The sequence below is a fragment of the Citrobacter sp. Cf118 genome (assembly GCF_030334095.1).
Lineage (GTDB): Bacteria > Pseudomonadota > Gammaproteobacteria > Enterobacterales > Enterobacteriaceae > Citrobacter > Citrobacter freundii.
Map to the genome: position 1 here is coordinate 148966 of NZ_JAOWES010000085.1, position 25341 is coordinate 174306.

Annotated in this window: 26 protein-coding genes and 1 tRNA gene; 17 read left to right on the forward strand and 10 right to left on the reverse strand. The window is 49.3% G+C overall.

Annotation, left to right across the window (positions count from 1 at the left end):
• Complete coding sequence (ampR, locus tag OGX67_RS13905; protein ID WP_003025533.1) at nt 1-876, reverse strand: LysR family transcriptional regulator AmpR; 876 nt, start codon at nt 874-876, stop codon at nt 1-3.
• 131 nt (nt 877-1007) lie between these two features.
• On the opposite strand from ampR, the gene OGX67_RS13910 reads away from it, so the two are divergent.
• Nucleotides 1008-2153 carry a class C beta-lactamase CMY-135 gene (locus tag OGX67_RS13910; RefSeq protein WP_063859809.1) on the forward strand — a complete coding sequence of 382 codons (1146 nt, stop codon included), beginning with the start codon at nt 1008-1010 and terminating at the stop codon, nt 2151-2153.
• A 93-nt stretch (nt 2154-2246) separates the two neighbouring features.
• Nucleotides 2247-2780 carry a lipocalin family protein gene (locus OGX67_RS13915; RefSeq protein WP_003025522.1) on the forward strand — a complete coding sequence of 178 codons (534 nt, stop codon included), beginning with the start codon at nt 2247-2249 and terminating at the stop codon, nt 2778-2780.
• Here OGX67_RS13915 and sugE read toward each other — a convergent pair.
• The gene (sugE, locus tag OGX67_RS13920; protein WP_000118520.1) at nt 2777-3094 is read right to left on the reverse strand and encodes a quaternary ammonium compound efflux SMR transporter SugE; all 318 of its coding nucleotides are present in this window, start codon (nt 3092-3094) and stop codon (nt 2777-2779) included. The two genes, OGX67_RS13915 and sugE, sit on opposite strands and share 4 nt — an antisense overlap.
• Nucleotides 3095-3350: 256 nt before the next feature.
• On the opposite strand from sugE, the gene OGX67_RS13925 reads away from it, so the two are divergent.
• Nucleotides 3351-3950, forward strand: coding sequence for a helix-turn-helix transcriptional regulator (locus OGX67_RS13925; RefSeq protein ID WP_003025485.1), 600 nt, complete (start codon nt 3351-3353; stop codon nt 3948-3950).
• 30 nt (nt 3951-3980) lie between these two features.
• On the opposite strand, the gene ecnB is transcribed toward OGX67_RS13925, so the two are convergent.
• From ecnB to efp, 3 genes are all read right to left on the reverse strand, one after another.
• Nucleotides 3981-4127: a lipoprotein toxin entericidin B gene (gene ecnB / locus OGX67_RS13930; protein WP_003025482.1), complete on the reverse strand. Its 147-nt coding sequence runs from the start codon at nt 4125-4127 to the stop codon at nt 3981-3983.
• A gap of 107 nt (nt 4128-4234) precedes the next feature.
• Nucleotides 4235-4369: a lipoprotein antitoxin entericidin A gene (ecnA, locus tag OGX67_RS13935; protein WP_003830568.1), complete on the reverse strand. Its 135-nt coding sequence runs from the start codon at nt 4367-4369 to the stop codon at nt 4235-4237.
• 57 nt (nt 4370-4426) lie between these two features.
• Entirely contained in the window at nt 4427-4993 is a 567-nt protein-coding gene (efp, locus tag OGX67_RS13940) for an elongation factor P (protein ID WP_003025478.1), read from the reverse strand.
• Nucleotides 4994-5034: 41 nt separating this feature from the next.
• Between efp and epmB the strand changes: the two genes are divergently transcribed.
• On the forward strand, nt 5035-6063 hold the full coding sequence (epmB, locus tag OGX67_RS13945) for an EF-P beta-lysylation protein EpmB (RefSeq protein ID WP_171859066.1): 1029 nt from the start codon (nt 5035-5037) through the stop codon (nt 6061-6063).
• Nucleotides 6064-6247: 184 nt separating this feature from the next.
• Entirely contained in the window at nt 6248-7111 is an 864-nt protein-coding gene (gene yjeJ, locus OGX67_RS13950) for a YjeJ family protein (RefSeq protein ID WP_257651302.1), read from the forward strand.
• 179 nt (nt 7112-7290) lie between these two features.
• Here the strand turns inward: yjeJ and OGX67_RS13955 are convergent, their stop codons facing one another.
• The 3 genes from OGX67_RS13955 to OGX67_RS13965 all read right to left on the reverse strand — a co-directional run bounded on the left by OGX67_RS13955 (nt 7291) and on the right by OGX67_RS13965 (nt 9880).
• Complete coding sequence (locus OGX67_RS13955; RefSeq protein WP_003025468.1) at nt 7291-7644, reverse strand: DUF4156 domain-containing protein; 354 nt, start codon at nt 7642-7644, stop codon at nt 7291-7293.
• 252 nt (nt 7645-7896) lie between these two features.
• On the reverse strand, nt 7897-9543 hold the full coding sequence (gene groL, locus OGX67_RS13960) for a chaperonin GroEL (RefSeq protein ID WP_003025464.1): 1647 nt from the start codon (nt 9541-9543) through the stop codon (nt 7897-7899).
• 43 nt (nt 9544-9586) lie between these two features.
• Entirely contained in the window at nt 9587-9880 is a 294-nt protein-coding gene (locus OGX67_RS13965; protein WP_000027827.1) for a co-chaperone GroES, read from the reverse strand.
• Between the two features lie 275 nt (nt 9881-10155).
• On the opposite strand from OGX67_RS13965, the gene yjeH reads away from it, so the two are divergent.
• The gene (yjeH, locus tag OGX67_RS13970) at nt 10156-11421 is read left to right on the forward strand and encodes an L-methionine/branched-chain amino acid transporter (protein WP_003025460.1); all 1266 of its coding nucleotides are present in this window, start codon (nt 10156-10158) and stop codon (nt 11419-11421) included.
• 49 nt (nt 11422-11470) lie between these two features.
• Here the strand turns inward: yjeH and OGX67_RS13975 are convergent, their stop codons facing one another.
• Entirely contained in the window at nt 11471-11947 is a 477-nt protein-coding gene (locus tag OGX67_RS13975; RefSeq protein WP_003025457.1) for an FxsA family protein, read from the reverse strand.
• Between the two features lie 338 nt (nt 11948-12285).
• Here OGX67_RS13975 and aspA point away from each other — a divergent pair, with 338 nt between their 5' ends.
• From aspA to OGX67_RS14010, 7 genes are all read left to right on the forward strand, one after another.
• Nucleotides 12286-13722, forward strand: a complete 1437-nt coding sequence (gene aspA, locus OGX67_RS13980; protein ID WP_003025452.1) for an aspartate ammonia-lyase — start codon at nt 12286-12288, stop codon at nt 13720-13722.
• A 115-nt stretch (nt 13723-13837) separates the two neighbouring features.
• The gene (dcuA, locus tag OGX67_RS13985) at nt 13838-15139 is read left to right on the forward strand and encodes an anaerobic C4-dicarboxylate transporter DcuA (protein ID WP_003025449.1); all 1302 of its coding nucleotides are present in this window, start codon (nt 13838-13840) and stop codon (nt 15137-15139) included.
• Between the two features lie 128 nt (nt 15140-15267).
• Nucleotides 15268-15615: a divalent cation tolerance protein CutA gene (gene cutA / locus OGX67_RS13990; protein ID WP_003025447.1), complete on the forward strand. Its 348-nt coding sequence runs from the start codon at nt 15268-15270 to the stop codon at nt 15613-15615.
• Nucleotides 15591-17300, forward strand: coding sequence for a protein-disulfide reductase DsbD (locus OGX67_RS13995; RefSeq protein ID WP_257651303.1), 1710 nt, complete (start codon nt 15591-15593; stop codon nt 17298-17300). The genes cutA and OGX67_RS13995 overlap by 25 nt, the downstream gene beginning before the upstream one ends.
• Nucleotides 17301-17336: 36 nt before the next feature.
• Complete coding sequence (locus OGX67_RS14000; protein WP_003025441.1) at nt 17337-17912, forward strand: transcriptional regulator; 576 nt, start codon at nt 17337-17339, stop codon at nt 17910-17912.
• A 152-nt stretch (nt 17913-18064) separates the two neighbouring features.
• Nucleotides 18065-18140: transfer RNA gene (locus tag OGX67_RS14005), tRNA-Phe, on the forward strand.
• 175 nt (nt 18141-18315) lie between these two features.
• Nucleotides 18316-19506, forward strand: a complete 1191-nt coding sequence (locus tag OGX67_RS14010) for a tyrosine-type recombinase/integrase (protein ID WP_016154414.1) — start codon at nt 18316-18318, stop codon at nt 19504-19506.
• A gap of 43 nt (nt 19507-19549) precedes the next feature.
• On the opposite strand, the gene OGX67_RS14015 is transcribed toward OGX67_RS14010, so the two are convergent.
• Nucleotides 19550-19765, reverse strand: coding sequence for a DeoR family transcriptional regulator (locus OGX67_RS14015; RefSeq protein WP_223822565.1), 216 nt, complete (start codon nt 19763-19765; stop codon nt 19550-19552).
• A 142-nt stretch (nt 19766-19907) separates the two neighbouring features.
• On the opposite strand from OGX67_RS14015, the gene OGX67_RS14020 reads away from it, so the two are divergent.
• From OGX67_RS14020 to OGX67_RS14035, 4 genes are all read left to right on the forward strand, one after another.
• On the forward strand, nt 19908-20930 hold the full coding sequence (locus tag OGX67_RS14020) for an IS110 family RNA-guided transposase (RefSeq protein ID WP_016154415.1): 1023 nt from the start codon (nt 19908-19910) through the stop codon (nt 20928-20930).
• A 567-nt stretch (nt 20931-21497) separates the two neighbouring features.
• Nucleotides 21498-22721 (forward strand): ABC-three component system protein, encoded by a 1224-nt coding sequence (locus OGX67_RS14025; RefSeq protein ID WP_016154416.1) that lies wholly within the window; start codon nt 21498-21500, stop codon nt 22719-22721.
• Nucleotides 22718-23206, forward strand: a complete 489-nt coding sequence (locus OGX67_RS14030; protein ID WP_016154417.1) for a three component ABC system middle component — start codon at nt 22718-22720, stop codon at nt 23204-23206. The genes OGX67_RS14025 and OGX67_RS14030 overlap by 4 nt, the downstream gene beginning before the upstream one ends.
• Entirely contained in the window at nt 23203-25164 is a 1962-nt protein-coding gene (locus OGX67_RS14035; RefSeq protein ID WP_016154418.1) for a DUF3732 domain-containing protein, read from the forward strand. The genes OGX67_RS14030 and OGX67_RS14035 overlap by 4 nt, the downstream gene beginning before the upstream one ends.
• Nucleotides 25165-25341 lie beyond the last annotated feature (177 nt).

Consider the following 25341-nt stretch of genomic DNA (forward strand, 5'->3'; position numbering starts at 1 on the left):
TTATTTGTGCAGCACCCCGGTCAACCAACGGGAAAATTCACGCATCGCGGGCGTCTCCGGGCGAGATTGCAAACGCGTTATCCAGTAGCTTCCCAAATCAATCTGCGTTAAAAACGGCTGAACGATACGTTCACTGCTGAGTAAATGCGTGAACATTCTGACTGGCGCAATTGCCACACCGATCCCCGCCTGAGCGGCTTCCAGCATGGTGACGGACGAATCAAACACCATCACATTGTGCGTCGGTGACGGAGGCGCCTCTCCGGCCGCCTGCATCCAAAGCGCCCATTCATCCCGCCGATACGATCGCAATAACGGAAATTTCAGGATGTCCGCAGGCGTTTGAATCTGCGAAGCCAATGTTGGCGAACACAGTGGAGACATCAGCGCGCTACATAAATATTGCGCATCGGTATCGTGCCAGGCTCCCCCACCGTAGCGAATGGTATAATCCAGCCCTTCGGCGGCGGGATCCACGCGATTATTATGGGTAGAAATATGCAAATCAATATGTGGGTAACTGCGCTTAAAATCGCTCAGAAGCGGGAAAAGACAGCCGATAGCAAAGGTTCCCACTACGCCAATTTTAAGTTTTTCCTGGGTCTGTTTAGTGGCAAAACGATCCAACATCCCCGCCATACGATCGAAGGAGTCATTAAGTACAGGTAACAGACTTTCCCCTTCAGTCGTCAACATTAATCCACGAGAACCGCGCACAAATAGCTGACAATTCAGCTGCTGCTCCAGCGATTTTACATGCTGGCTGATGGCAGAATGCGTCACGTTGAGCTCAATCGCAGCGCGGGTAAAACTGAGATGTCTGGCCGCGGCTTCAAAAGCCCGCAGCGAGTTAAGAGGGATATAGCTACGCGTCATCATCCGGCCTGTTAGAAAAACTTATATCTGCTGCTAAATTTAACCGTTTGTCAACACGGTGCAAATCAAACACACTGATTGCGTCTGACGGGCCCGGACACCCTTTTGCTTTTAATTACGGAACTGATTTCATGATGAAAAAATCGATATGCTGCGCACTGCTGCTGACAGCCTCTTTCTCCACGTTTGCTGCCGCAAAAACAGAACAACAAATTGCCGATATCGTTAACCGCACCATCACACCACTGATGCAGGAGCAGGCTATTCCGGGTATGGCCGTGGCGATTATCTACGAGGGGAAACCTTATTACTTTACCTGGGGTAAAGCCGATATCGCCAATAACCACCTAGTCACGCAGCAAACGCTGTTTGAGCTAGGGTCGGTCAGTAAGACGTTTAACGGCGTGTTGGGCGGCGACGCTATCGCCCGCGGCGAAATTAAGCTCAGCGATCCGGTCACGAAATACTGGCCAGAACTGACAGGCAAACAGTGGCGGGGTATCAGCCTGCTGCACTTAGCCACCTATACAGCGGGTGGCCTGCCGCTGCAGATCCCCGATGACATTACGGATAAAGCCGCATTACTGCGCTTTTATCAAAACTGGCAACCACAATGGACTCCGGGCGCTAAGCGTCTTTACGCTAACTCCAGCATTGGTCTGTTTGGTGCGCTGGCGGTGAAACCTTCAGGTATGAGCTACGAAGAGGCAATGACCAGACGCGTCCTGCAACCATTAAAACTGGCGCATACCTGGATTACGGTTCCGCAAAGCGAACAAAAAAACTATGCCTGGGGCTATCGCGAAGGGAAGCCTGTGCACGTTTCTCCGGGACAACTTGACGCCGAAGCCTATGGCGTGAAATCCAGCGTTATCGATATGGCCCGCTGGGTTCAGGCCAACATGGACGCCAGCCACGTTCAGGAGAAAACGCTCCAGCAGGGCATTGAGCTTGCGCAGTCTCGCTACTGGCGTATTGGTGATATGTACCAGGGATTAGGCTGGGAGATGCTGAACTGGCCGCTGAAAGCTGATTCGATCATCAACGGCAGCGACAGCAAAGTGGCATTGGCAGCGCTTCCCGCCGTTGAGGTAAACCCGCCAGCACCTGCCGTGAAAGCCTCATGGGTGCATAAAACAGGATCCACAGGCGGATTTGGCAGCTACGTTGCCTTCGTTCCAGAAAAAAACCTTGGCATCGTAATGTTGGCAAACAAAAGCTACCCCAACCCGGCTCGCGTCGAGGCGGCCTGGCGCATTCTTGAAAAACTGCAATAACTGACAGAGGGGTCCGGTAAATCGGACCTCCTTTCTTGCTCTTTTTTTCCTGTTGTCATCTACACTTAACAAAAATACAGCAAGGAAAATCTCATGCGCATTTTGCCCGTCGTTGCTGCAGTTACGGCTGCATTCCTGGTTGTCGCTTGCAGCTCCCCAACACCGCCGAAAGGCGTTACCGTGGTGAATAACTTTGATGCCAAACGCTATCTGGGAACATGGTATGAAATTGCGCGCTTCGACCATCGTTTCGAGCGCGGGTTGGATAAAGTGACCGCAACGTACAGCTTGCGCGACGACGGCGGCATCAACGTTATTAACAAGGGCTATAACCCTGACAGGGAGATGTGGCAGAAAACGGAAGGGAAAGCCTATTTCACCGGCGACCCAAGCACGGCCGCGCTTAAAGTATCATTCTTCGGCCCCTTCTATGGTGGGTATAACGTAATTGCACTCGACCGGGAATATCGTCACGCGCTGGTTTGCGGTCCGGATCGCGACTACCTGTGGATCCTTTCACGGACCCCAACTATTTCAGATGAAATGAAACAGCAAATGTTAGCCATCGCGACCCGGGAGGGGTTTGAGGTGAATAAGCTGATTTGGGTGAAACAACCTGGCGCTTAGTGAGTGCTCAGCTTCAGACCAATAATGCCAGCAACGATCAGCCCAAGGCTCAGCAAACGTGCCGGACTGGCAGATTCACCCAGCAGCAAAATCCCTGTAATGGCCGCCCCTACGGCGCCAATGCCGGTCCAGACCGCATAAGCGGTTCCTACAGGTAATGTGCGCATTGCCCAGGAGAGCATGGCAATACTAACGATCATCGCCGCAATAGTGATAATGCTTGGCGTAAGACGCGTAAAACCGTGGGTATATTTCAGGCCAATCGCCCAGACGACTTCGAGCAAACCTGCAATTAATAAAACGATCCAGGACATATCAGGCTCCAGAACAATGGGGCCGTCCCCGGTGAAAGAAGCGTTTGCAGGTCGTCCTACAAAGCTGATGTGTGAAATGGCATTTTTGCCCGGAAGAAAATGAATTTCAACCTTTTTATTCACTGCCTGCTAAAAGCAAGAATTAAGCATAATTAGCGGCGTAGTTCCCGCATTTGGCACTCATCGGAGTTCTCTATGATGAAGGGCTTTCTGAAACCGGAAAGTCGATTGCCCCTCTTCTGAATGCGAAACGTTTATGCTTAAAATTTTAGTGATTGACCGGTGCCACTTTACCCGCACAGGGATAGAGGCCTTGCTTAATCATTCTGGCAGGTTTAGCTCTTCATTTCTGGTATCAGGAATCAATAATCTCCTGTTAGCAAAAGAGCATATTTTGCAATGGAAACCGCATCTGGTGATCGCGGATTTATACAGTTTTATTAGCGAGACGCACTCCAGTCCGCCAATTAACCCTTTTTTTATGAGTTGTGGCGTCATCCCACTGATTTTACTGCAATCAGCAGATAGACAGCATGCCCCCATCGCGCCCTCTCAATCCGTCGCCCATTCGGTCTTGACCAAGCACACCACGCTGAACACACTCTCCCACACAATTCAGGAAGCACTTCAGGTTCGCCCCGCATTAGAAATACCCAAAAACGCCACGCCTTTGCTTACGCCGCAGGAGGAGAAAGTATTATCAATGTGGATGGATGGTGTGAGTAACAATGCCATTGCCGCCGCACTCAGTATTCATGGCAAAACGGTCTACACCTATAAGCGGAATATCCGTATGAAACTGCACCTGGGGAACCGCTTCTCGCCGTTTCTGTCACTCCCAGGGAAGGGAGATTAACGGTACGACACGACGTCGTACCGTTCTTCATTATTGCTGAGCTTTTGTCGCTGCACCAGAAATGGCGCTACCGCCTTCAGAAATATCCTGTCCTACGCCTCGTGTGGTATTACACGCGGTTAAAACGGAAGAAAGTACCAACACAGAAAAGATCGCAGCAATTGTCTTCTTAACCATAACGTCTTCCTTTTCTAGCCAATATTGTTTGTGTATAGCTACTTAATAATAGACAAGATCTGGGAGTGTGATGGATAAACAATCGTTTTTAAGACTATATGAAAGGATTAGCTGGCAGCGTGAGAGATTGAATTGCCAAGATGTTTGATGTCTTCACCGAAACCGCGCGCGGTATTGCATCCCGTCAGGAGGGTGCTGGTGAAAAGGAGTAGCATTACAAGACCGAGAAGACGTTTCATCATTCCTGCCCTGGAAAAAGTATGGCGCAGCAACCTGCGCCATAAGATCAAATGGAAGACTTATTTTACGCGAGAAACGTATTCGCCGGAGCGGGTATCCACTTTGATCACTTCGCCGATCTGTACGAACAGCGGAACTTTAACGACTGCGCCGGTAGACAGGGTAGCCGGTTTGCCGCCAGTACCAGCGGTATCGCCTTTTAGACCTGGGTCGGTTTCAACAACTTCCAGCTCAACGAAGTTCGGCGGAGTTACGGAGATCGGCTGACCGTTCCACAGGGTCACGATACATTCAGCCTGGTCCAGCAGCCATTTAGCGTTATCGCCTACCGCTTTCTCGTCAGCAGCCAGCTGTTCGAAAGTGGTGTTATTCATAAAGTGCCAGAACTCACCGTCGCTATACAGGAAAGTCAGGTTCATGTCGGCTACGTCTGCGCCTTCAGCGGAGTCAGTAGACTTGAAGGTTTTCTCTACGCGAGTACCGGTCAGCAGGCGACGCAGCTTAACGCGCGCAAACGCCTGGCCTTTACCTGGTTTAACGAATTCGCTGGCTTCAACCGCATAAGGTTCGCCGTCCAACATGATTTTAAGACCAGCACGAAAATCGTTGCTATAGTACGTTGCCATAAGGCCCTCTGAAAATTGTTAACTGGTAGCTAAGCCACAAAATGGCGCATATTGTAACCCTAAATACCCCATCCAGAGAAGATTGGTTATCGCAACTTGCCGATGTTGTGACCGATCCCGATGAACTTCTGCATCTTTTGAATATAGACGCAGATGAAAAACTGTTGGCCGGACGCGATGCGAGACGGCTTTTCGCCCTGCGCGTGCCGCGCGCGTTTATTGCCCGCATGCAGAAAGGTAACCCGGACGATCCGCTTTTGCGTCAGGTACTTACCTCCCAGGAAGAGTTTGTTGCCGCGCCAGGCTACTCAACCGATCCGCTGGAAGAACAGCACAGTGTGGTTCCCGGTCTGCTGCATAAATATCGCAATCGGGCACTGTTGCTGGTCAAAGGCGGTTGTGCGGTGAATTGTCGCTATTGTTTCCGTCGACACTTCCCATATGCCGAAAACCAAGGCAATAAGCGCAACTGGCAGGTCGCTCTCGACTACATTACCGCGCATCCTGAGCTGGATGAAATCATCTTCTCTGGTGGCGATCCGTTAATGGCCAAAGACCACGAACTGGACTGGTTGCTCACGCAACTGGAAGCCATTCCGCACATTAAACGCCTGCGTATTCACAGCCGTTTGCCGATAGTGATTCCTGCGCGCATTACCGAAGGACTGGTCGAACGTTTTGCGCGCTCCTCTCTGCAGATTCTGCTGGTCAATCACATTAACCATGCCAATGAAGTTGATGAGACGTTTCGCCAGGCGATGAGTAGTCTGCGCGCCGCGGGCGTTACGCTACTCAACCAAAGCGTATTGCTGCGTGGCGTGAACGATAACGCACAAACCCTGGCTAACCTTAGCAACGCACTATTTGATGCCGGTGTGATGCCCTATTACCTGCACGTGCTGGATAAAGTACAGGGTGCCGCCCACTTTATGGTCAGCGATGATGAAGCGCGTCACATTATGCGTGAACTGCTGACACTGGTTTCCGGTTACATGGTCCCCAAACTGGCGCGTGAAATTGGTGGAGAGCCAAGTAAAACGCCGTTGGACCTGCAGTTACGCCAACAATAACCATTATTGAGTGTCCGATTCCGGACACTCGCTATCGATCACGATTATTTAATATCCCTGCAGGTGGAGCCGCACTTTTAATATGTGCTATTTTAACTCGCAGCGCGCAATTAGTTATTTGCAAAAAACATAAATAAAGTCAAATCTAGATTTTCAATAAATATATGGTTAGGGAGAACCTTTGATGGCTATAAGTATTAAAGGTATTAATACCGGTGTTATTCGTCAGAAGAATGAATTTGTTGCTTTGGCATTGAAGATTAAAGAACCAAGAAATAAAGAGTCGCTGTTTTTTCTCTCTCCGCTTGGGCTAAGAGATCTGCTTATCGCGCTCGAGAGCAGGCTCTATATGAAGCACCAACTTAGCGAAGACGCACGTTTGCAATATGAAAAAGAACGTGACAAAGCCAGCAAAAAGATGCACGAAAACATTCCGTTAATTCAGGAAGATGAGCTAAAGAATGCGGATATTAGCCGTCGCATAAATTCACTGACGTTAGTGGATGATAAAGGGGAGAACTTAGCATTTTCTCTGACGTTGCATGACGGGAAAACAGATGAATTACTGGTTAATGAATTACAGATTCAGGTGTTGGCGCATGCAATTATTCATGCAATAAATAATGCTGGCATGCGGGATTTAGCGCTACGAATTACATCGCTGCTGGATTTCCTGCCGCTGTACGATGTGGATTGCCAGCAAAACGACAATCTGGAATACGACTCTTATACACAACCCGAATGGAAACATAACCTGTTTAATCATTATCTGGCGATTATTTACCGCTATACGGATGATAAAGGAAAATCCCAATACTGTGGTTCGGTAGTAAAAACTCGCGCTGCTTCCGGCAGTAAAGAGGCCGAAGCCATTACCCGTCGTCTTCTTGATTTCAGCCCACGGCTGAAAAAACTTGCCGGCGTGCCGTGCCAGGTGTTTGTCAGAACGTTGACGGGTGATAAGACGCAAAAGCTCAATCAGGATCAGTGCCTGCGCGCGCTGCATCATTTACGCGTTCAGTCTGCGCATAAGACTCAGAATGCCTGATGGCGCTGCGCTTATCAGGCCTACGATTGCATGAGCCTGTCCAGGCCACTTTATTACACAAAATCATTCAATCTGCATCGCGGCGGCAAGCGAAGAAAATCCCCAGGAGCATAGATAACTATGTGACTGGGGTTTCACAGCGCAGCCAACAAAGAGGCAGGTTGAAGGATGAAGCGTAATCAGTTAGGGCACTTATAAACCTGTCCAATCATCTCACTGGCGGTAGGAACAAAGCTGGACAGCATTCCCTGCGATGGGCTGCTGACGCCATAAATCACATTACCGCCCATTGCCGCAGCCTGGTTACGCAGATCGTTTGCTGCGCCACGCATTGAGCCGCCCTCTTCGCCGTGCTGGCCAGAAAGCCAGTTGCTTTGCTTACCGGTTGCCGTGCCTATCAGTTGGCACTCTGCGCCAGGCTTGTCTTCGACAAAGCGTACGCTTTGCCCGGCTGAACTCAGTTCGTTGCTGGAGCTACAACCCGCCATCAGTAGCGCGGCACCAACGATCCCTGCTAAATATTTCACGTGCATGTCATTCCCCATGATCAATTAGTTGGACGTTATGTCCGTAGCTGAATCATATACTAAAAAGATGACCAAAAGAAAAACCCCCGGACATTTCTGCCCGAGGGTTTCTCAATTCTGGGAGATGAGCACCCAAATCATTCTGGTTGCAGGAAGGCGGCCAGTTTGTTAATCCCCAGGAGCTTACTCAAGTAAGTGACTGGGGTTAGCAAACGCAGCCAACGCATCTGCAGCCTGAAGGATGCAGGGTGTGGGCAATTACATCATGCCGCCCATACCACCCATGCCGCCCATACCACCAGCAGCACCTAAGTCAGGCGCATCGCCTTTCGGCAGGTCGGTAACCATGCACTCGGTGGTGATCATCAGACCCGCAACAGAAGCCGCGTACTGCAGAGCAGAACGAGTTACTTTGGTTGGATCCAGGATACCCATGTCGATCATGTTGCCGTATTCTTCAGTTGCAGCGTTGTAACCGTAGTTACCGTCACCGGCTTTCACGGTGTTAGCCACTACAGACGGCTCTTCGCCGCAGTTCAGTACGATTTGACGCAGTGGGGATTCCATTGCGCGCAGCGCAACTTTGATACCTACGTTCTGGTCTTCGTTCTGACCTTTCAGGCCGGCAATTTTAGACGCTACGCGAATCAGCGCAACACCACCACCAGCAACCACGCCTTCTTCTACCGCAGCACGGGTAGCGTGCAGGGCATCTTCAACGCGGGCTTTCTTCTCTTTCATTTCAACTTCAGTCGCAGCACCAACTTTGATAACCGCAACGCCGCCTGCCAGTTTCGCTACGCGCTCCTGCAGTTTTTCACGGTCATAGTCGGAAGTTGCTTCTTCGATCTGCTGGCGAATCTGAGTCACGCGACCCTGGATTGCAGCTTCGTCGCCCACGCCATCGATGATGGTGGTGGTATCTTTGTTGATAACAACGCGTTTCGCCTGACCCAGATCTTCCAGAGTTGCTTTTTCCAGCTCCATACCGATCTCTTCAGAGATAACGGTACCACCGGTCAGGGTAGCGATATCCTGCAGCATTGCTTTACGACGATCGCCGAAGCCAGGTGCTTTAACCGCAGCGACTTTCACGATACCGCGCATGGTGTTAACAACCAGAGTCGCCAGCGCTTCGCCTTCAACATCTTCAGCGATGATCAGCAGCGGTTTGCCTGCTTTCGCTACAGCTTCCAGAACCGGCAGCATTTCGCGGATGTTGGAGATTTTCTTGTCAGCCAGCAGGATGAACGGGCTTTCCAGTTCTACTGCGCCAGTTTCCGGCTTGTTGATGAAGTAAGGAGACAGGTAGCCACGGTCGAACTGCATACCTTCAACCACGTCCAGTTCGTCCTGCAGACCGGTACCGTCTTCAACGGTGATCACGCCTTCTTTACCGACTTTGTCCATCGCTTCAGCGATCAGTTTACCTACGGTTTCGTCGGAGTTAGCGGAGATGGTACCAACCTGAGCAATAGCTTTGGAGTCGGAGCACGGTACGGACAGTGCTTTCAGTTCTTCAACAGCAGCAGCGACAGCTTTGTCGATACCACGTTTCAGATCCATCGGGTTCATGCCCGCAGCAACGGCTTTCAGACCTTCAGTGATGATGGACTGAGCCAGTACGGTTGCGGTGGTGGTACCGTCACCTGCAGCGTCGTTCGCTTTAGAGGCAACTTCTTTCACCATCTGCGCACCCATGTTTTCGAACTTGTCTTCCAGTTCGATTTCACGTGCTACGGAAACACCATCTTTAGTGATGGTCGGTGCACCGAAAGATTTATCCAGAACTACGTTACGGCCTTTTGGACCGAGGGTAACTTTCACTGCATCTGCCAGTACGTTTACGCCGCGCAGCATTTTCACACGAGCGTCGTTACCGAATTTTACGTCTTTAGCTGCCATTTTCTCTTTCCCTTAAATTCGTATGTTCAGTGTCGTTCGCGGATTAGGCTTCAACAATTGCCAGGATGTCGCTTTCAGACATGATCAACACTTCTTCATTGTCGATCTTCTCAGATTTAACACCGTAGCCATCGTTGAAAATAACGATATCGCCGACTTTCACGTCCAGCGGCTGTACGGTACCGTTGTCCAGGATGCGACCCTTACCGACAGCGATGATTTCGCCACGAGTTGATTTACCTGCTGCAGAACCAGTCAGTACGATGCCGCCAGCAGATTTGGATTCAACTTCTTTACGTTTGACGATCACACGATCATGTAACGGACGAATACTCATTGATAGCTCTCCTTTGAGAAAGTCTTTATCAGTTATGGGTGACGCCGGCCCGTAAACGGTTTCCCGGCTAGTGACCAGAGAGATGGGGATGGGGTTTTGTGCCTTCAAGGGGGCAAGCGAAAAAAATTTTTTATCAGCAGAAAATCCCGTCAAAATGCCGACCTGCCTCACATTCCATAACGATTTCAGTCACGTCGTCATAAGCAAATCCGATTGTGATACCATCAAAAATCTGCGTTGTAGCCCGGTCAATGGGCATAATCGGATAACCACTTATGAGCGGACTGAAACAAGAGCTGGGACTGGCTCAGGGCGTTGGCCTGTTGTCGACATCATTGTTAGGTACAGGCGTTTTCGCCGTCCCCGCGCTGGCTGCGCTGGTGGCTGGCAATAACAGCCTGTGGGCCTGGCCGGTGCTGATTGTTTTGGTCTTTCCGGTGGCAATTGTCTTCGCCGTACTGGGTCGTCATTTCCCCAGCGCAGGCGGTGTGGCGCATTTTGTCGGCATGGCCTTTGGTTCACGACTGGAGCGCGTCACCGGATGGCTATTTTTGTCGGTCATTCCTGTCGGCTTGCCTGCGGCATTGCACATCGCCGCCGGATTCGGTCAGGCGATGTTTGGCTGGCATGACGAGCAGCTTCTGCTGGCTGAGCTGGGTACGCTGGCATTGGTTTGGTACATCGGCTCCCGCGGCGCAAGCTCAAGCGCTAATCTGCAAACGGTCATTGCCGGACTGATTGTTGCCCTCATTGTTGCTATCTGGTGGGCGGGCGATCTGAAACCAGGCGAAATCCCCTTCCCTGCAATTAGCGATATTGAACTCCCCGGTCTGTTCGCCGCACTGTCGGTGATGTTCTGGTGTTTTGTTGGCCTCGAAGCGTTTGCTCACCTGGCGTCTGAATTCAAAAATCCGGAACGAGACTTCCCACGCGCGCTGATGATTGGCCTGCTGCTGGCTGGATCTGTTTATTGGGCATGCACCGTCGTCGTTCTCCATTTTGGTGCCTACGGCGAGCAAATGGCCGCCGCAGCATCGCTGCCAGAAATCGTCGTGCAACTGTTTGGTGTACAGGCACTGTGGGTCGCCTGCATCATTGGTTATTTGGCCTGTTTTGCCAGCCTCAACATTTATATTCAAAGTTTCGCTCGACTGGTCTGGTCGCAAGCGCAGTATAAGCCTGAGAGTTATCTGGCTCGCCTGTCCCCCCGCCACCTTCCGCGCAATGCGCTAAACGCCGTCTTAGGCTGCTGCGTAGTCAGTACTCTGTGTATCTATATGCTGCAAATCAATCTCGATGCGTTAATCGTCTACGCCAACGGCATCTTTATTATGATTTATTTGCTGTGCATGTTGGCGGGTTGTCGATTACTGAAAGGGCATTACCGCGCACTGGCAATCATTGGTGGTCTGCTGTGCCTACTACTACTGGCAATGGTCGGCTGGAAGAGTTTGTACGCATTGATTATGCTGGCAGGGCTGTGGCTGTTTTTACCCCGCAGGCCGGATAAGGCAACGTTGACGCCATCATCCGGCCTATAAACACTTTTGCCGGATGGCGCTAACGCTTATCCGGCCTACATACTGAGGCTTAATCCCGACGATCGTCTTTATGTTCGATGCTGTCGCGCTTGTCATCCTTGCGCTGAAATTCACCATCAAAAGTCTCACCGCCACCGGTTCCGGCGCTAAAACCACCGCCAGGCATACGCGAAAAACGTAAATGTGGCAGCAGTTTCATCGTCAGATGTTTTTGCACCGGGGGTAATAAAAGAAGAAGACCGAGGAAATCGGTGAAAAAGCCAGGCAGCACCAACAGCAGGCCAGCGATAATCAGCGATACGCTTTTGATCATTTCTGCAGCCGGACTTTCACCAGCCGCCATTTTTTGTTGCATCAGTAAAAAGTTCTTAAATCCCTGATTACGAACCAGAGACATACCGATAACCGACGTAAAAATAACCAAAATCAGTGTCATCAGGACGCCCATCACATGGGCAACCTGAATAAAAATAGATATCTCTATGTAAACATAGAGAAAAATGGCAAGTAATGGTATCCAGCGCAAAGGGATCTCCTGTTAATAACAGCCGTTTTGTTCAACTTCTGTTCGAAAAATTATGTTAATCGCATCGATTTGATATTGTGGTGGTTAGCAAAATTTCAAGTGGCTTGTACACTAATATTTAGGGTTAATCACAAAGGGGTGATCCATTTCACAGAATAATAAATAAGGGGTAAATTCCACGCTTTAAGTGATCCAGATTACGGTAGAAATCCTTAACCAGCATATGATCTCGGGTATCAGACCGATGCAGGGGATAATCGTCGGTCGAGAAACAATCGAAATCACATATATCCTGTGTGTTTAGTCAAATCATTGGCAGCTTGAAAAAGAAGGTTCACATGTTAAACAACATTCGTATCGAAGAAGACTTGTTGGGTACCAGGGAAGTTCCAGCGGACGCCTACTACGGTGTCCACACTCTGAGAGCGATTGAAAACTTCTACATTAGCAACAGCAAAATCAGCGATATTCCTGAATTTGTTCGCGGTATGGTAATGGTTAAAAAGGCAGCGGCAATGGCCAACAAAGAGCTGCAAACCATTCCTAAGAGTGTGGCAAATGCCATCATCGCTGCGTGTGATGAAGTCCTGAATAACGGAAAATGCATGGATCAGTTCCCGGTAGACGTTTACCAGGGTGGTGCGGGTACCTCCGTCAACATGAACACCAACGAAGTTCTGGCCAATATCGGTCTGGAACTGATGGGTCACCAGAAAGGTGAATATCAGTACCTGAACCCGAACGACCACGTTAACAAATGTCAGTCTACCAACGATGCATACCCAACTGGCTTCCGTATCGCTGTATACGCATCCATCATCAAACTGATTGATGCACTGAACCAGCTGCGTGAAGGCTTTGAGAAAAAAGCCGATGAATTCCAGGACATCCTGAAAATGGGTCGTACCCAATTGCAGGATGCTGTACCGATGACTCTCGGTCAGGAATTCCGTGCTTTCAGCGTACTGCTGAAAGAAGAAGTGAAAAACATTGGGCGTACCGCTGAGCTGCTGCTGGAAGTTAACCTCGGCGCAACAGCAATCGGTACTGGTCTGAACACGCCGAAAGAGTACTCTCCGCTGGCAGTACAGAAACTGGCTGAAGTCACTGGCTTCGCCTGTGTTCCGGCAGAAGACCTGATTGAAGCAACTTCTGACTGTGGCGCATACGTTATGGTGCATGGCGCACTGAAGCGTCTGGCTGTGAAGATGTCCAAAATCTGTAACGACCTGCGTTTGCTCTCCTCTGGTCCGCGTGCGGGTCTGAACGAGATCAACCTGCCGGAACTGCAGGCTGGATCTTCTATCATGCCAGCTAAAGTGAACCCGGTTGTTCCGGAAGTCGTAAACCAGGTGTGCTTCAAAGTCATCGGTAACGACATCACTGTTACCATGGCATCTGAAGCTGGTCAGCTGCAGCTGAACGTAATGGAGCCGGTCATTGGTCAGGCAATGTTTGAATCCATTCACATTCTGAGCAACGCTTGCTACAACCTGCTGGAAAAATGCGTTAGTGGTATCACTGCTAACAAAGAAGTCTGTGAAGCGTTTGTATTCAACTCCATCGGCATCGTTACTTACCTCAACCCGTTCATCGGTCACCACAACGGCGACATCGTCGGTAAAATTTGTGCCGAAACTGGTAAGAGCGTACGTGAAGTTGTCCTGGAACGCGGTCTGTTGACCGAGTCTGAACTGGACGATATCTTCTCTGCACAGAACCTGATGCACCCTGCTTATAAAGCAAAACGTTATACTGATGAAAGCGAACAGTAATCGTGTAGGGTAGTACCGGAGAAGGCACGTCATGATGACGTGCCTTTTTTCTTACTCGAAGTTACTTAAAAACAACAATTTAATATCAACTTGTTAAACAACAAGGAAGGCTAATATGATAGTTTTAGAACTTATCATCGTTTTGCTGGCAATCTTTTTAGGTGCCAGACTTGGGGGTATCGGTATTGGATTTGCAGGTGGGCTGGGTGTTCTGGTTCTTGCCGCTATCGGCGTAAAACCCGGTAATATCCCGTTCGATGTTATTTCCATTATCATGGCGGTTATCGCTGCTATCTCTGCCATGCAGATTGCCGGTGGTCTGGACTACCTGGTTCACCAAACTGAAAAACTGCTGCGTAAGAACCCGAAATACATCACGATCCTTGCACCTATCGTGACCTATTTCCTGACTATCTTTGCCGGTACTGGCAACATCTCTCTGGCAACGCTGCCAGTTATCGCTGAAGTTGCGAAGGAACAAGGTATCAAGCCTTGCCGTCCGCTCTCTACCGCAGTGGTTTCTGCACAGATTGCGATTACGGCTTCTCCAATCTCCGCAGCCGTGGTTTACATGTCTTCCGTCATGGAAGGTCATGGCATCAGCTACATTCACCTGCTGTCCGTGGTCATTCCGTCCACCCTGCTGGCCGTTCTGGTGATGTCCTTCCTGATCACCGCACTGTTCAACTCCAAACTGTCTGACGACCCGATTTATCGTAAGCGTCTGGAAGAAGGCCTGGTTGAACTGCGCGGTGAAAGACAAGTTGAAATCAAAGCTGGCGCGAAAACCTCCGTTTGGTTGTTCCTGCTGGGCGTGGTTTGCGTAGTTGTATACGCCATCATCAACAGCCCAAGCCTTGGCCTGGTGGCTAAACCGCTGATGAACACCACCAACGCAATCCTGATCATCATGCTGAGCGTCGCGACGCTGACAACGATCGTCTGCCGCGTTGAAACTGACTCCATCCTGAACTCCAGCACCTTCAAAGCCGGTATGAGCGCCTGTATTTGTATCCTGGGTGTTGCATGGCTGGGTGATACCTTCGTATCTCACAACATTGACTGGATCAAAGATACTGCAGGTAGCGTAATCCAGGGTCATCCGTGGCTGCTGGCGGTCATCTTCTTCTTTGCTTCCGCGCTGCTGTACTCTCAGGCTGCAACCGCTAAAGCACTGATGCCGATGGCTCTGGCTCTGAACGTTTCCCCACTGACTGCTGTTGCGTCTTTCGCCGCGGTTTCTGGCCTGTTCATTCTGCCAACCTACCCAACTCTGGTTGCGGCGGTTCAGATGGATGACACCGGTACAACCCGCATCGGTAAATTCGTCTTTAACCATCCGTTCTTCATCCCTGGTACTCTGGGTGTGGTTCTGGCTGTCTGCTTCGGCTTCTTGCTGGGTAGCTTCATGCTGTAAGTTTTTCCTGCAGGGTGCCTGGGCGCCCTGCAATTCCTACTCCCCACCCCGCTTTAACTAACATCCTTCCCTCGTCCGTTGTATAGTGACCATTCTTTTGCTGGTTACTCTGTTCTTTCGAGGTGTTTATGCTTGATGTAAAGAGTCAGGATATTTCCATCCCCGATACCGTTGTGGTGCTCTGTACCGCCCCGGATGAAGCAACCGCCCAGGATCTCGCCGCCAAAGTGCTGGCGGAAAAGCTGGCTGCCTGCGTGACCCTGCTACCCGGTGCGACCTCCCTCTACTATTGGGAAGGCAAACTGGAACAGGAATATGAAGTGCAGATGATTTTAAAAACCACCGTCACACACCAGCAAGCCCTTCTCGATTGCCTGAAGTCACATCATCCGTATCAAACGCCTGAACTTCTGGTTTTACCCGTCACTCACGGAGACTTTGATTACCGCTCATGGCTCAACGCATCCTTACGCTGATCCTGCTGCTGTGCAGCACATCTACCTTTGCTGGATTATTTGACGCGCCTGGCCGCTCGCAGTTTGTACCTGCCGATCGGGCGTTTGTTTTTGATTTTCAGCAAAACCAACACGATCTGAACCTCACATGGCAGGTTAAAGATGGCTACTATCTGTATCGCAAACAGATAAGCATTACGCCATCTCAGGCCGATATTGCCGAGATAAAACTGCCGCCAGGCGTCTGGCATGAAGATGAGTTTTACGGCAAAAGTGAGATTTACCGTAAACAGCTGACTATCCCGATCACGGTCAATCAGGCTAAGTCTGGCGCAACATTAACGATCACATACCAGGGCTGCGCCGACGCCGGATTTTGCTATCCGCCAGAAACCAAAACTGTACCGTTAAGTGAAGTGTCTGCCGATATCCAGGCGACACCTGCGCCGGTGCCAGCCACTGTCGATCCGCAAGAGAAACCGCAGCCCGCGGCTCAACTTCCCTTTTCCGCACTGTGGGCATTGCTGATCGGAATAGGCATCGCGTTTACGCCCTGCGTATTACCGATGTATCCATTGATTTCCGGCATCGTGCTGGGCGGCAAGCAGCGCTTATCAACCGGGCGCGCACTGTTGCTGACGTTTATCTATGTCCAGGGGATGGCGCTCACCTATACCGCGCTGGGTTTGGTTGTTGCAGCCGCCGGTTTACAGTTCCAGGCTGCGCTTCAGCATCCCTACGTCCTGATTGGCCTTGCCGTCATCTTTACGCTGCTGGCTCTGTCGATGTTTGGCCTGTTCACACTGCAACTGCCTTCATCGCTGCAAACGCGCCTCACGCTAATGAGTAACCGCCAGCAAGGCGGAGCTCCCGGCAGCGTCTTTGCGATGGGGGCGATTGCTGGCCTCATCTGTTCTCCTTGCACAACGGCCCCGCTAAGCGCGATTTTGCTGTATATCGCTCAGAGCGGGAACATGTGGCTGGGAGGCGGCACGCTGTATCTGTACGCGCTGGGGATGGGATTACCTCTGATGCTGATTACCGTATTTGGCAATCGCCTGTTACCTAAAAGCGGCCCATGGATGGAACATGTCAAAACCGCTTTTGGCTTTGTCATTCTGGCGCTTCCCGTCTTCTTACTCGAACGTATCGTTGGCGACGAGTGGAGCGTTCGCTTATGGTCACTGTTAGGTGTCGCGTTCTTTGGCTGGGCGTTCATTACCAGCCTGCAGGCAAAGCACGCCTGGATGCGTATCGTGCAGATTGTCCTGTTAGCCGCAGCACTGGTATGCGTGCGTCCACTGCAAGACTGGGCGTTCGGCGCACCGCATACTCAAACCCAGGCACACCTTAACTTCACGCCGGTGGCATCGGTAGATGCGTTAAATCAAGCGCTGGAGCAAGCTAAAGGCAGGCCAGTCATGCTGGATCTGTATGCCGACTGGTGTGTAGCCTGTAAGGAATTTGAAAAGTACACGTTCAGTAATCCGCAGGTTCAGCAAGCGCTAGGCAACACTGTGCTGTTGCAAGCGGATGTGACAGCAAACAATGCCCAGGATGTCGCTCTGCTGAAACATCTACAGGTTTTAGGTTTGCCGACTATCTTGTTCTTTGATGCCGAGGGAAAAGAGCATCCGGAGGCCCGGGTAACGGGTTTTATGGATGCCGCTAGCTTCAGCGCACATTTGCGCGATCGCCAACCGTGAGCGACACTTGCAACAGGAAATACGGAGGAGAATACCGTGCAACGTGAAGATGTCCTGGGAGAAGCCCTGAAATTACTTGAGGTGCAAGGGATAGCCAATACCACGCTGGAAATGGTGGCCGAACGTATCGATTATCCTCTGGATGAACTGCAGCGCTTTTGGCCCGATAAAGAGGCCATTCTGTACGATGCGCTACGTTACCTCAGCCAGCGGGTGGATATCTGGCGGCGTCAGCTTTTGCTGGATGACACCCTGAGCGCTGAGCAGAAATTACTGGCGCGCTACACCGCACTGTCCGAATGCGTGAGCAATAATCGCTATCCCGGCTGTCTGTTCATCGCCGCCTGTACGTTTTACCCCGATCCCGGGCATCCGATCCATCAGTTAGCCGATCAGCAAAAAAAGGCAGCACATGACTTCACCCATGAACTGCTCACGACGCTGGAAGTTGACGACCCGGCAATGGTCGCCAAACAGATGGAACTGGTGCTGGAAGGCTGCCTGAGCCGCATGCTGGTTAATCGTAGTCATGCTGATGTCGAAACGGCACACCACCTGGCCGAAGATATCCTACGCTTTGCCCAGTGCCGAATGGGCGGTGCGCTGACCTAAGCGAGCATTATCTGTTTTAGCCGCATCTGTCGGGGAGATTTGTGCAAACTTCAGGCATAACCATGCAGATTGCCGCAATATTAAGCGGTTGAACAATGTTTCCAGAAATTTGATTGACTGACAGACGTGAATACGGTTTAATGCGCCCCGTTGCCCGGATAGCTCAGTCGGTAGAGCAGGGGATTGAAAATCCCCGTGTCCTTGGTTCGATTCCGAGTCCGGGCACCACTTTCACTTCAATGTACGTCTCCCAAACATCACAAAACTCAAGTATAATCACTGCTATACGCCACTTTCCAACATTACGAACTCCACTGACCTCAACTCGATTCTCTCTAAATCAAGTTGCATCCGGGGGCTTTTCAGGGGGCTCTTTGTGTTCAATGAAAATTGAGGCCCCCATATGGCACTGACAGCCCGGCAGGTCGAGACCGCCAAGCCTAAAGAGAAGGACTATAAACTCTCTGACGAACGTGGCCTTTTTCTCCTGGTAACCACCACCGGAAAACGCTACTGGCGTATGAAATACCGTATCGCCGGTAAAGAGAAAAAGTTATCTATCGGTGTTTATCCTGAAATCTCTCTGGCTGACGCGCGTGTAAAACGCGATGAAGCCAGAAAAGTGATTGCTGATGGCGGCGATCCGAGTGAGAAAAAGCAGCTCGAAAAACTCGCCAAAAAAATATCCGTCGTAAATACCTTCAGGGCACTCGCCATGGAGTGGCATAAGCATAAGTGTATCTCATGGTCGGAAAGCTACGCAGAAAGCGTTCAGGAGGCGCTGGAGAAGGATATTTTCCCGTATGTGGGCAAACGCCCTGTCGCTGAGATCCTGCCTCTGGAGATGCTGGAAGTTTTACGGCTGATTGAAAAACGCGGTTCGCTGGAAAAATTACGTAAGGTCCGGCAGTACTGCAATCAGATCTTCCGTTACGCCATAGCAACAGGGCGTGCGACGATTAATCCAGCTGCGGAACTGACCGGTACTCTGACCGCACCAAAGACCGAGCACTTCCCTCACCTACAGGCATCCGAGTTACCCGCGTTCCTTGCCAGTCTGGCTAATTACCATGGCAGTTGCATTACGCGTATGGCAACCAGTCTGCTGCTACTGACGGGGGTTCGTACGATTGAACTTCGCGCTGCAGAATGGCAAGAGTTTGATCTGGAGAATGCATTGTGGACAATCCCCGAAAGCCGGATGAAAAAGCGCCGCAAACATCTGGTGCCTTTGTCAGACCAGGTTCTGTCGATCCTGCTGGAACTCCGCACTTATACCGGTCAGTATCAACTCGTGTTTCCAGGGCGCTGCAACATCAACAAACCGATGAGTGAAGCCAGTATCAACATGGTTATCAAACGTATCGGCTACGATGGTAAAGCTACCGGACACGGCTTTCGCCACACTATGAGCACCATTTTGCATGAGCAGGGGTTTAATACAGTCTGGATCGAGATGCAGCTCGCTCACGTGGATAAAAACAGCATTCGCGGCACATATAACCATGCACAGTATCTGGATGGAAGACGAGAAATGATGCAGTGGTACGCTGATTATATTGACAATCTTCTCAGTTCATCGACAAAAAGTTAGTGGTTGTTCACCCGCACCTGAAGGTGCGGGGAACGTAATTCTTTTATTTTTTGTTTGTTCTATAACCTTCTGGCATATTTACCGCGCTGTATGGACTTAAACGTGAAGCGATCCAGTACTGCTTTCCCTGTCGGAGCAAGTTCAGGTAAGCAAGACGTTCGGTCAGATCACGCCGTATTGTTTTTTCGCAAATGCTAAATTCGTCAGCAAGGCTCCTGACGGTCAGTGACTCGCCATTGTTGAGGCGGGTTGACCTGATCCCCGTTGATTAATACACCGCGATGTTTGTAATGTCTTCATCAGCAACGTAAGCGATGAGATGGTCTACCCCCTCCTTCACGGCGACTCTCAATACCGTCATGATGGTGGTAATTCAATCAGCGTTGAAAGGGTGAGAAACCATGTCAAGGCTGAACATTATTGGAATTGATCTTGCGAAAACAAATTTTTATCTTTTCAGCCTTTCACCGGAAGGGAAGCCTGGTGGAAGGATTAAGCTCTCTCGTGAAAAGTTGATTGGCTGGTTTACGACACAGTCCAGGATGATTGTCGCCATGGAGGCATGTGGTGCTTCTCATCACTGGGCCAGAGAAATTCAAAAGACGGGGCATGATGTTGTGATGCTACCCGCTCAGCACGTCAGGGCTTATCAGCGTCGCCAGAAAAACGACTATAACGATGCTCAGGCCATTGCCGAAGCCTGCTGGCACGGAACAATTCGCCCAGTTCCGGTAAAAACGCTATCTCAGCAGGATGAACAAACCTTTTTAAAAATGCGACGACTTGTTTCTGAAGAAAGAACGCAGTTAATCAACCATATCAGAGGGTTAATGGCAGAGTATGGTATTGTTTTGCGTAAAGGCGCAACTGAGCTTCGACGTAAATTACCCGAGTTGCTTGAAGATGCAGAGAATGGATTTACGCCCCAGATGCGTGAACTGTTACAACGGCAATATCAGCGGCTGGCGGCTCTGGATGATGAACTCATATGGTATGACAACCGACAGCGAAAAAATGCCGCCGGGGATTCAGTATGCCAGCGCCTACTTTCTATTCCGGGTTTTGGTCCACTGGTTAGTCTGGCAGTGAAAAGCTGGATGGGTGATGGAAAACAGTTTAAAAGAGGTCGGGATGCTTCAGCGGCTCTTGGGTTGGTTCCACGACAATTCAGCACAGGGGGGCAACAGGTTCTTCTGGGGATCACCAAATGTGGAAACAGCTACGTCAGATCAATGCTGATACATGGTGCCCGAGCTGTTTTGTTCAGATCCGCAGGCAAAACGGATCAACTTAGCTCATGGGTTAACCTGGTCCGGGAGAAACGAGGATTTAACAGGGCAGTCGTCGCCCTGGCAAATAAGTTAATTCGTATTGTCTGGGTTATTATCACTCGTAATGAAGTTTACCGGGTTTCGGTAGCATGAAATAAGAAGTTGAAACAGGGTAATTTATACCGTTAACTCCAGCATTGCGTAGAAAGCAGAAACGATGAAAAACAGGTCAAACCTGCATATCGAAAACCTGGGATCGGGGCTTGGCCAGAATTAATCAAGGCCGTGTAAGCGTTAAGGACGATATGCGCGAATGTTTCATCAAGGCCAGAAGCAGTAGCTTCATCAACAGGCCGAATATACGAAAGCAAACCTGTTACTTTCATTGTCACTGCGTTCTTGCAATACGGGGGAAGACCATATAGGTCCCCCTATTAAGAAGCGTTTTTACAACAAAAACCTTCACATGACCGAACGCCGTTTTCCATTCAGGTTACAAAGTGCCTCATCAGCACGATAAACCTCGGCACGGAAGGCTATTCACTTCACATTTAGCATTCTCAAGTACTTACTTTTTCTATTCACGCAGGAAACACAGTGGTATTGTTTTAAGCTAATATCGATGATGTGATACGTACCACCAAACATTGGATGGTAACTTGTTGCTTTCATGAGCCATTTTCCGTACAGCTGAAAGCGCAATCGACGCAGGGACTTAAAATGACCGGAGTATCTAGCGATCAATACGCTGCTGGTGAACAGGGCTTAGGGTATATCTATCAGCCTCGTTTTGCGCTACTTAAGCTTCTTCAGTGGCCAGAAGATACATCTGTTTTGATCGAAAAAGATGATGACCTAGACTTCGTTAGTTTTGATGGTGTCAAAACACTGGCATCGCTCAAACACAAAGGGGATGGGGATACTCTAACCGACCTGTCTACCGATTTTTGGAAGTCAGTCCGCATCTGGCTTGACCGCTATAATCGTGATGGTAAAACCGAAGCAAATCTTCGTTTCTTTTTGTTTACGACCGGATCTATCTCAAACTCCTCGTTCCTGCAACACTTCTTAGTCGAACCGCCAACAAAAGACGATAATTCAGTATCAATAACTCAACTCACCAACACAGCTCTGGCTAGAAGCAAGTCAAAACTGATCACGGCAATAGCCGATGAGTTCAATAAACTGACTGATGAGCAAAAAGATGACTTCTTATCACGGATAATCATATTTGATGGCGGGCCTCGCATTGAAGACCTCCCAACAATTATCAAAAATCAACACATGCGTATCATTAGACGCGATAACCGAGACGCTATTTTTGAACGACTTGAAGGGTGGTGGAATAACACGATAGTCGATCTGCTAACAGGGAAACGTAAAGAGGCGATTTTTGGTTATGAGATTTCCGACAAACTTGCAGCATTTTCTGAAGAGTACAAATCGGACAATCTGCCGATTACGTTCAGAGGAAAAATTCCCGTTGGAGAAATCGATGCGATGAATGATCCCAGGCTCTTTGTTGTGCAACTCCGTGAAATAGGGGTTTCCTCTAATCGTATCCGAAACGCTATTCTCGACTACTACCGAGCATTTGAGCAGCGTTCTTCATGGGCGCGTGAAAACCTTTTGGTAACAGGAGAGATGGAAGATTATGAAGACCGCCTTGTTGATGAATGGAGTCGCTATAAAGACGTAGTTTTTGAAGAATTAGATGAAAATTCAGCTGACGAAGTACTTATTACTGCGGGAAAAGCATTGTATCAATGGGCCGATCTTGAAAGTGGTAATATTCACTCATTGCGAATCCGAGAACGAGTGACTGAGCCTTATGTAGTTCGAGGAGGATTTCACATCCTTGCGAACAGTAGACCACTACCCAAAATTTTCTGGCATCCCCACTTCCTAAATAGAATTGGGCAATTGTTGGGAGCCCAAGCATGAAGCAATGGGATCAGCGTCCATTCGAGATAAGGAATCTTTTCAATCCTGCATTTTGTGGTGTTGTACTATTCAGAGCAATGCAGAGCTACGAAGAGGAAAACTCACAGGGCATGCCATTTTCTCTCGCTCTTTTAGTTTTACCATTATGTCTGCAAAAAGATTCTCGCCAAGTGTTTGCTGAAAATCCTCGCCGCTACCTTTTGAAAACTATAGAAAACAATCCCAAATTACTCATTAATTTTGCTAACCGCGTCAATAATATGCTGCCATTTACGCTTGAAGCTTTTGGAGTGCTCATGGAACGAGGATGTTTTGTCGTAACGCAAGACGGCCGATTGAAAACAATACCTAATAAAGTTCGCAAATCGGTCATAGGGACTGAAGAATCAATCTCATGCCAGCGTGTCGCGCGCTATATAGGAAAAGAATTTGCCCGTATTGCAGATCGCGTTACGGTGTACACGACCTTTGGAATACGCCCATGAAAATTAAGTCGATTCATGTCTACAGCCATGATGGCCAACGTCGGGACCTGCAATTTAAGGTTAATGGTTTAAATGTCATTACTGGCCGTTCCTCAACCGGTAAATCAGCTCTTTCTGAGATCATTGAATACTGTATGGGTCGATCTACTTTTAACGTACCAGAAGGTATTATTCGCGATAAAGTGTCATGGTTCGCAGTCATTTATCAATTTTCACAGGAACAAGTACTAATCGCGAAACCAACACCAAATGCAGGAGCCACAAGCTGTGGCACCGTTATGCTGCGACGAGGAAATGAACTGACCGCACCAAATTTCAAAGACCTCTCGGTTAACACCGATGATGATTCTGTAGTCGCACTGTTGTCACGATTACTTGGCATCCGCGAGAACCGTACAGACGTGGCAATTGGGCACAGCAGAGAAAGCTTTGAAGCAAACATCAAGCATACTTTTTATTACCTTTTCCAAAAGCAGGGCCTTGTAGCAAATAAAGATCAACTTTTTTATCGACAAAATGAGGCATTTCAGCCACAAGCTATTCGCGACACATTACCGATTCTTTTAGGTATTTCATCAAATGATCGCTATGAACTTGAGGCCAAACTCCGAACAGCACAACGAGATCTGAAAATCAACGCCAAACGTCTTGAACAAGCTCGCGATACAATCGATACATCACTGCTAAAAGGTTCTGGGCTTTTATCTGAAGCCAGAGCCGTGGGTATCATCACACAAGACAAAGAGAGAATCGGAACTGACGAAGTAATTGATGTTTTGCGTTCTGCAATGCAATGGATTCCGTCCCCCCTACCTGAAGACGATGGACATAGAATATCCATTCTTGAAAATGAAATTGCTGGTTTACGACAAGACAGACGTCAGACCCAGTCCCGAATTGATTCTGCTCGGATGTATGCCAAGCAATCAGGTAATTTTGAAAACGAAGTTTTAGAGCAGCAAGACCGATTATCTTCTATCAAGGCTCTACCGAAAAATCCGGAAACTGGTGAATGGCAATGGCCATTCTGTGAAGCAAATTTAGCACTGGAATCTCCAATTGCTAAAGCACTCCTGAGCGAACTAACAACTCTCGACGCTGAAATGAGCATTGTGGCTGGCCAACGCCCTAAAATGGATGTTTATCTTACTGAACTAGAAGATGAGGTTCAGACCATTGTAAGTTCGATAAGAGCCAAAGAAGTGGAGCTTGCTGCGGCAATCGCGGCAAACGAAGTTATTGAGCAATTAGGCACACGCAATAATGCTGCGGCAAGAGTAATTGGTCGTATAAGTTTGTTCCTTGAAGACCTTGTACCTAACTCAGAACTGGCCACATATGAAGCAGAAAATCGTCGTCTAAAGCTCAAAGTCGAAGACCTACAAAGGAAATTTGGAGCTGATAGCAGCCATGAAAGACTCATATCTATTCTGAATAACATTTCGTCACAGATTACACGCTACATCCAGGCTTTTGATGCAGAATTTCAGGGGCTCCCTGCACGGTTTGATCTAAGCCAAATGACTATTATCTTTGATCGTACAGATCGTCCGGTACCAATGAGTCGAACTGGCGGTGGCGAAAATCATCTCGCTTATCACCTGTCTGCCTTGTTAGCCCTTCATCTCTTTGCTTCAAAGAACAATTGCCCCATTCCTCAGTTTCTTTTAATTGATCAGCCTACCCAAGTTTATTTCCCTTCTGAAAAAATTTACCAGGAAGCTGATGGTACTGTTCAGAAAACGGAAGCTGATGCTGACTTAGCAGCAGTACGTAGACTGTTTGCGTTACTGCTGAAGTTTACACAAGAAGAAGTCCCAGGCTTCCAGCTTATCGTGACAGAGCACGCAAATCTTCGCGACCAGTGGTTCCAGGATGCTTTAACCGAGCTTCCCTGGACCAAGCCCCCTGCCCTGGTACCAGAAGACTGGCCTTTACCGTCAGAATTACCAAATTAAGCACGAGTTTTGAAAATCCCCGCATCTTTGGTTCGATTGCGAGTCTTGCACCAAATTCATATCAACGGACCTCCATGGTGGTCCGTTTTTGCATTCTAAGCCCGCCGAAATCAACACTTCTACAATACCTTAACTCCGCCTGACCGTAAGCGCACCGTGAAGGACGTGGGGTAAAAA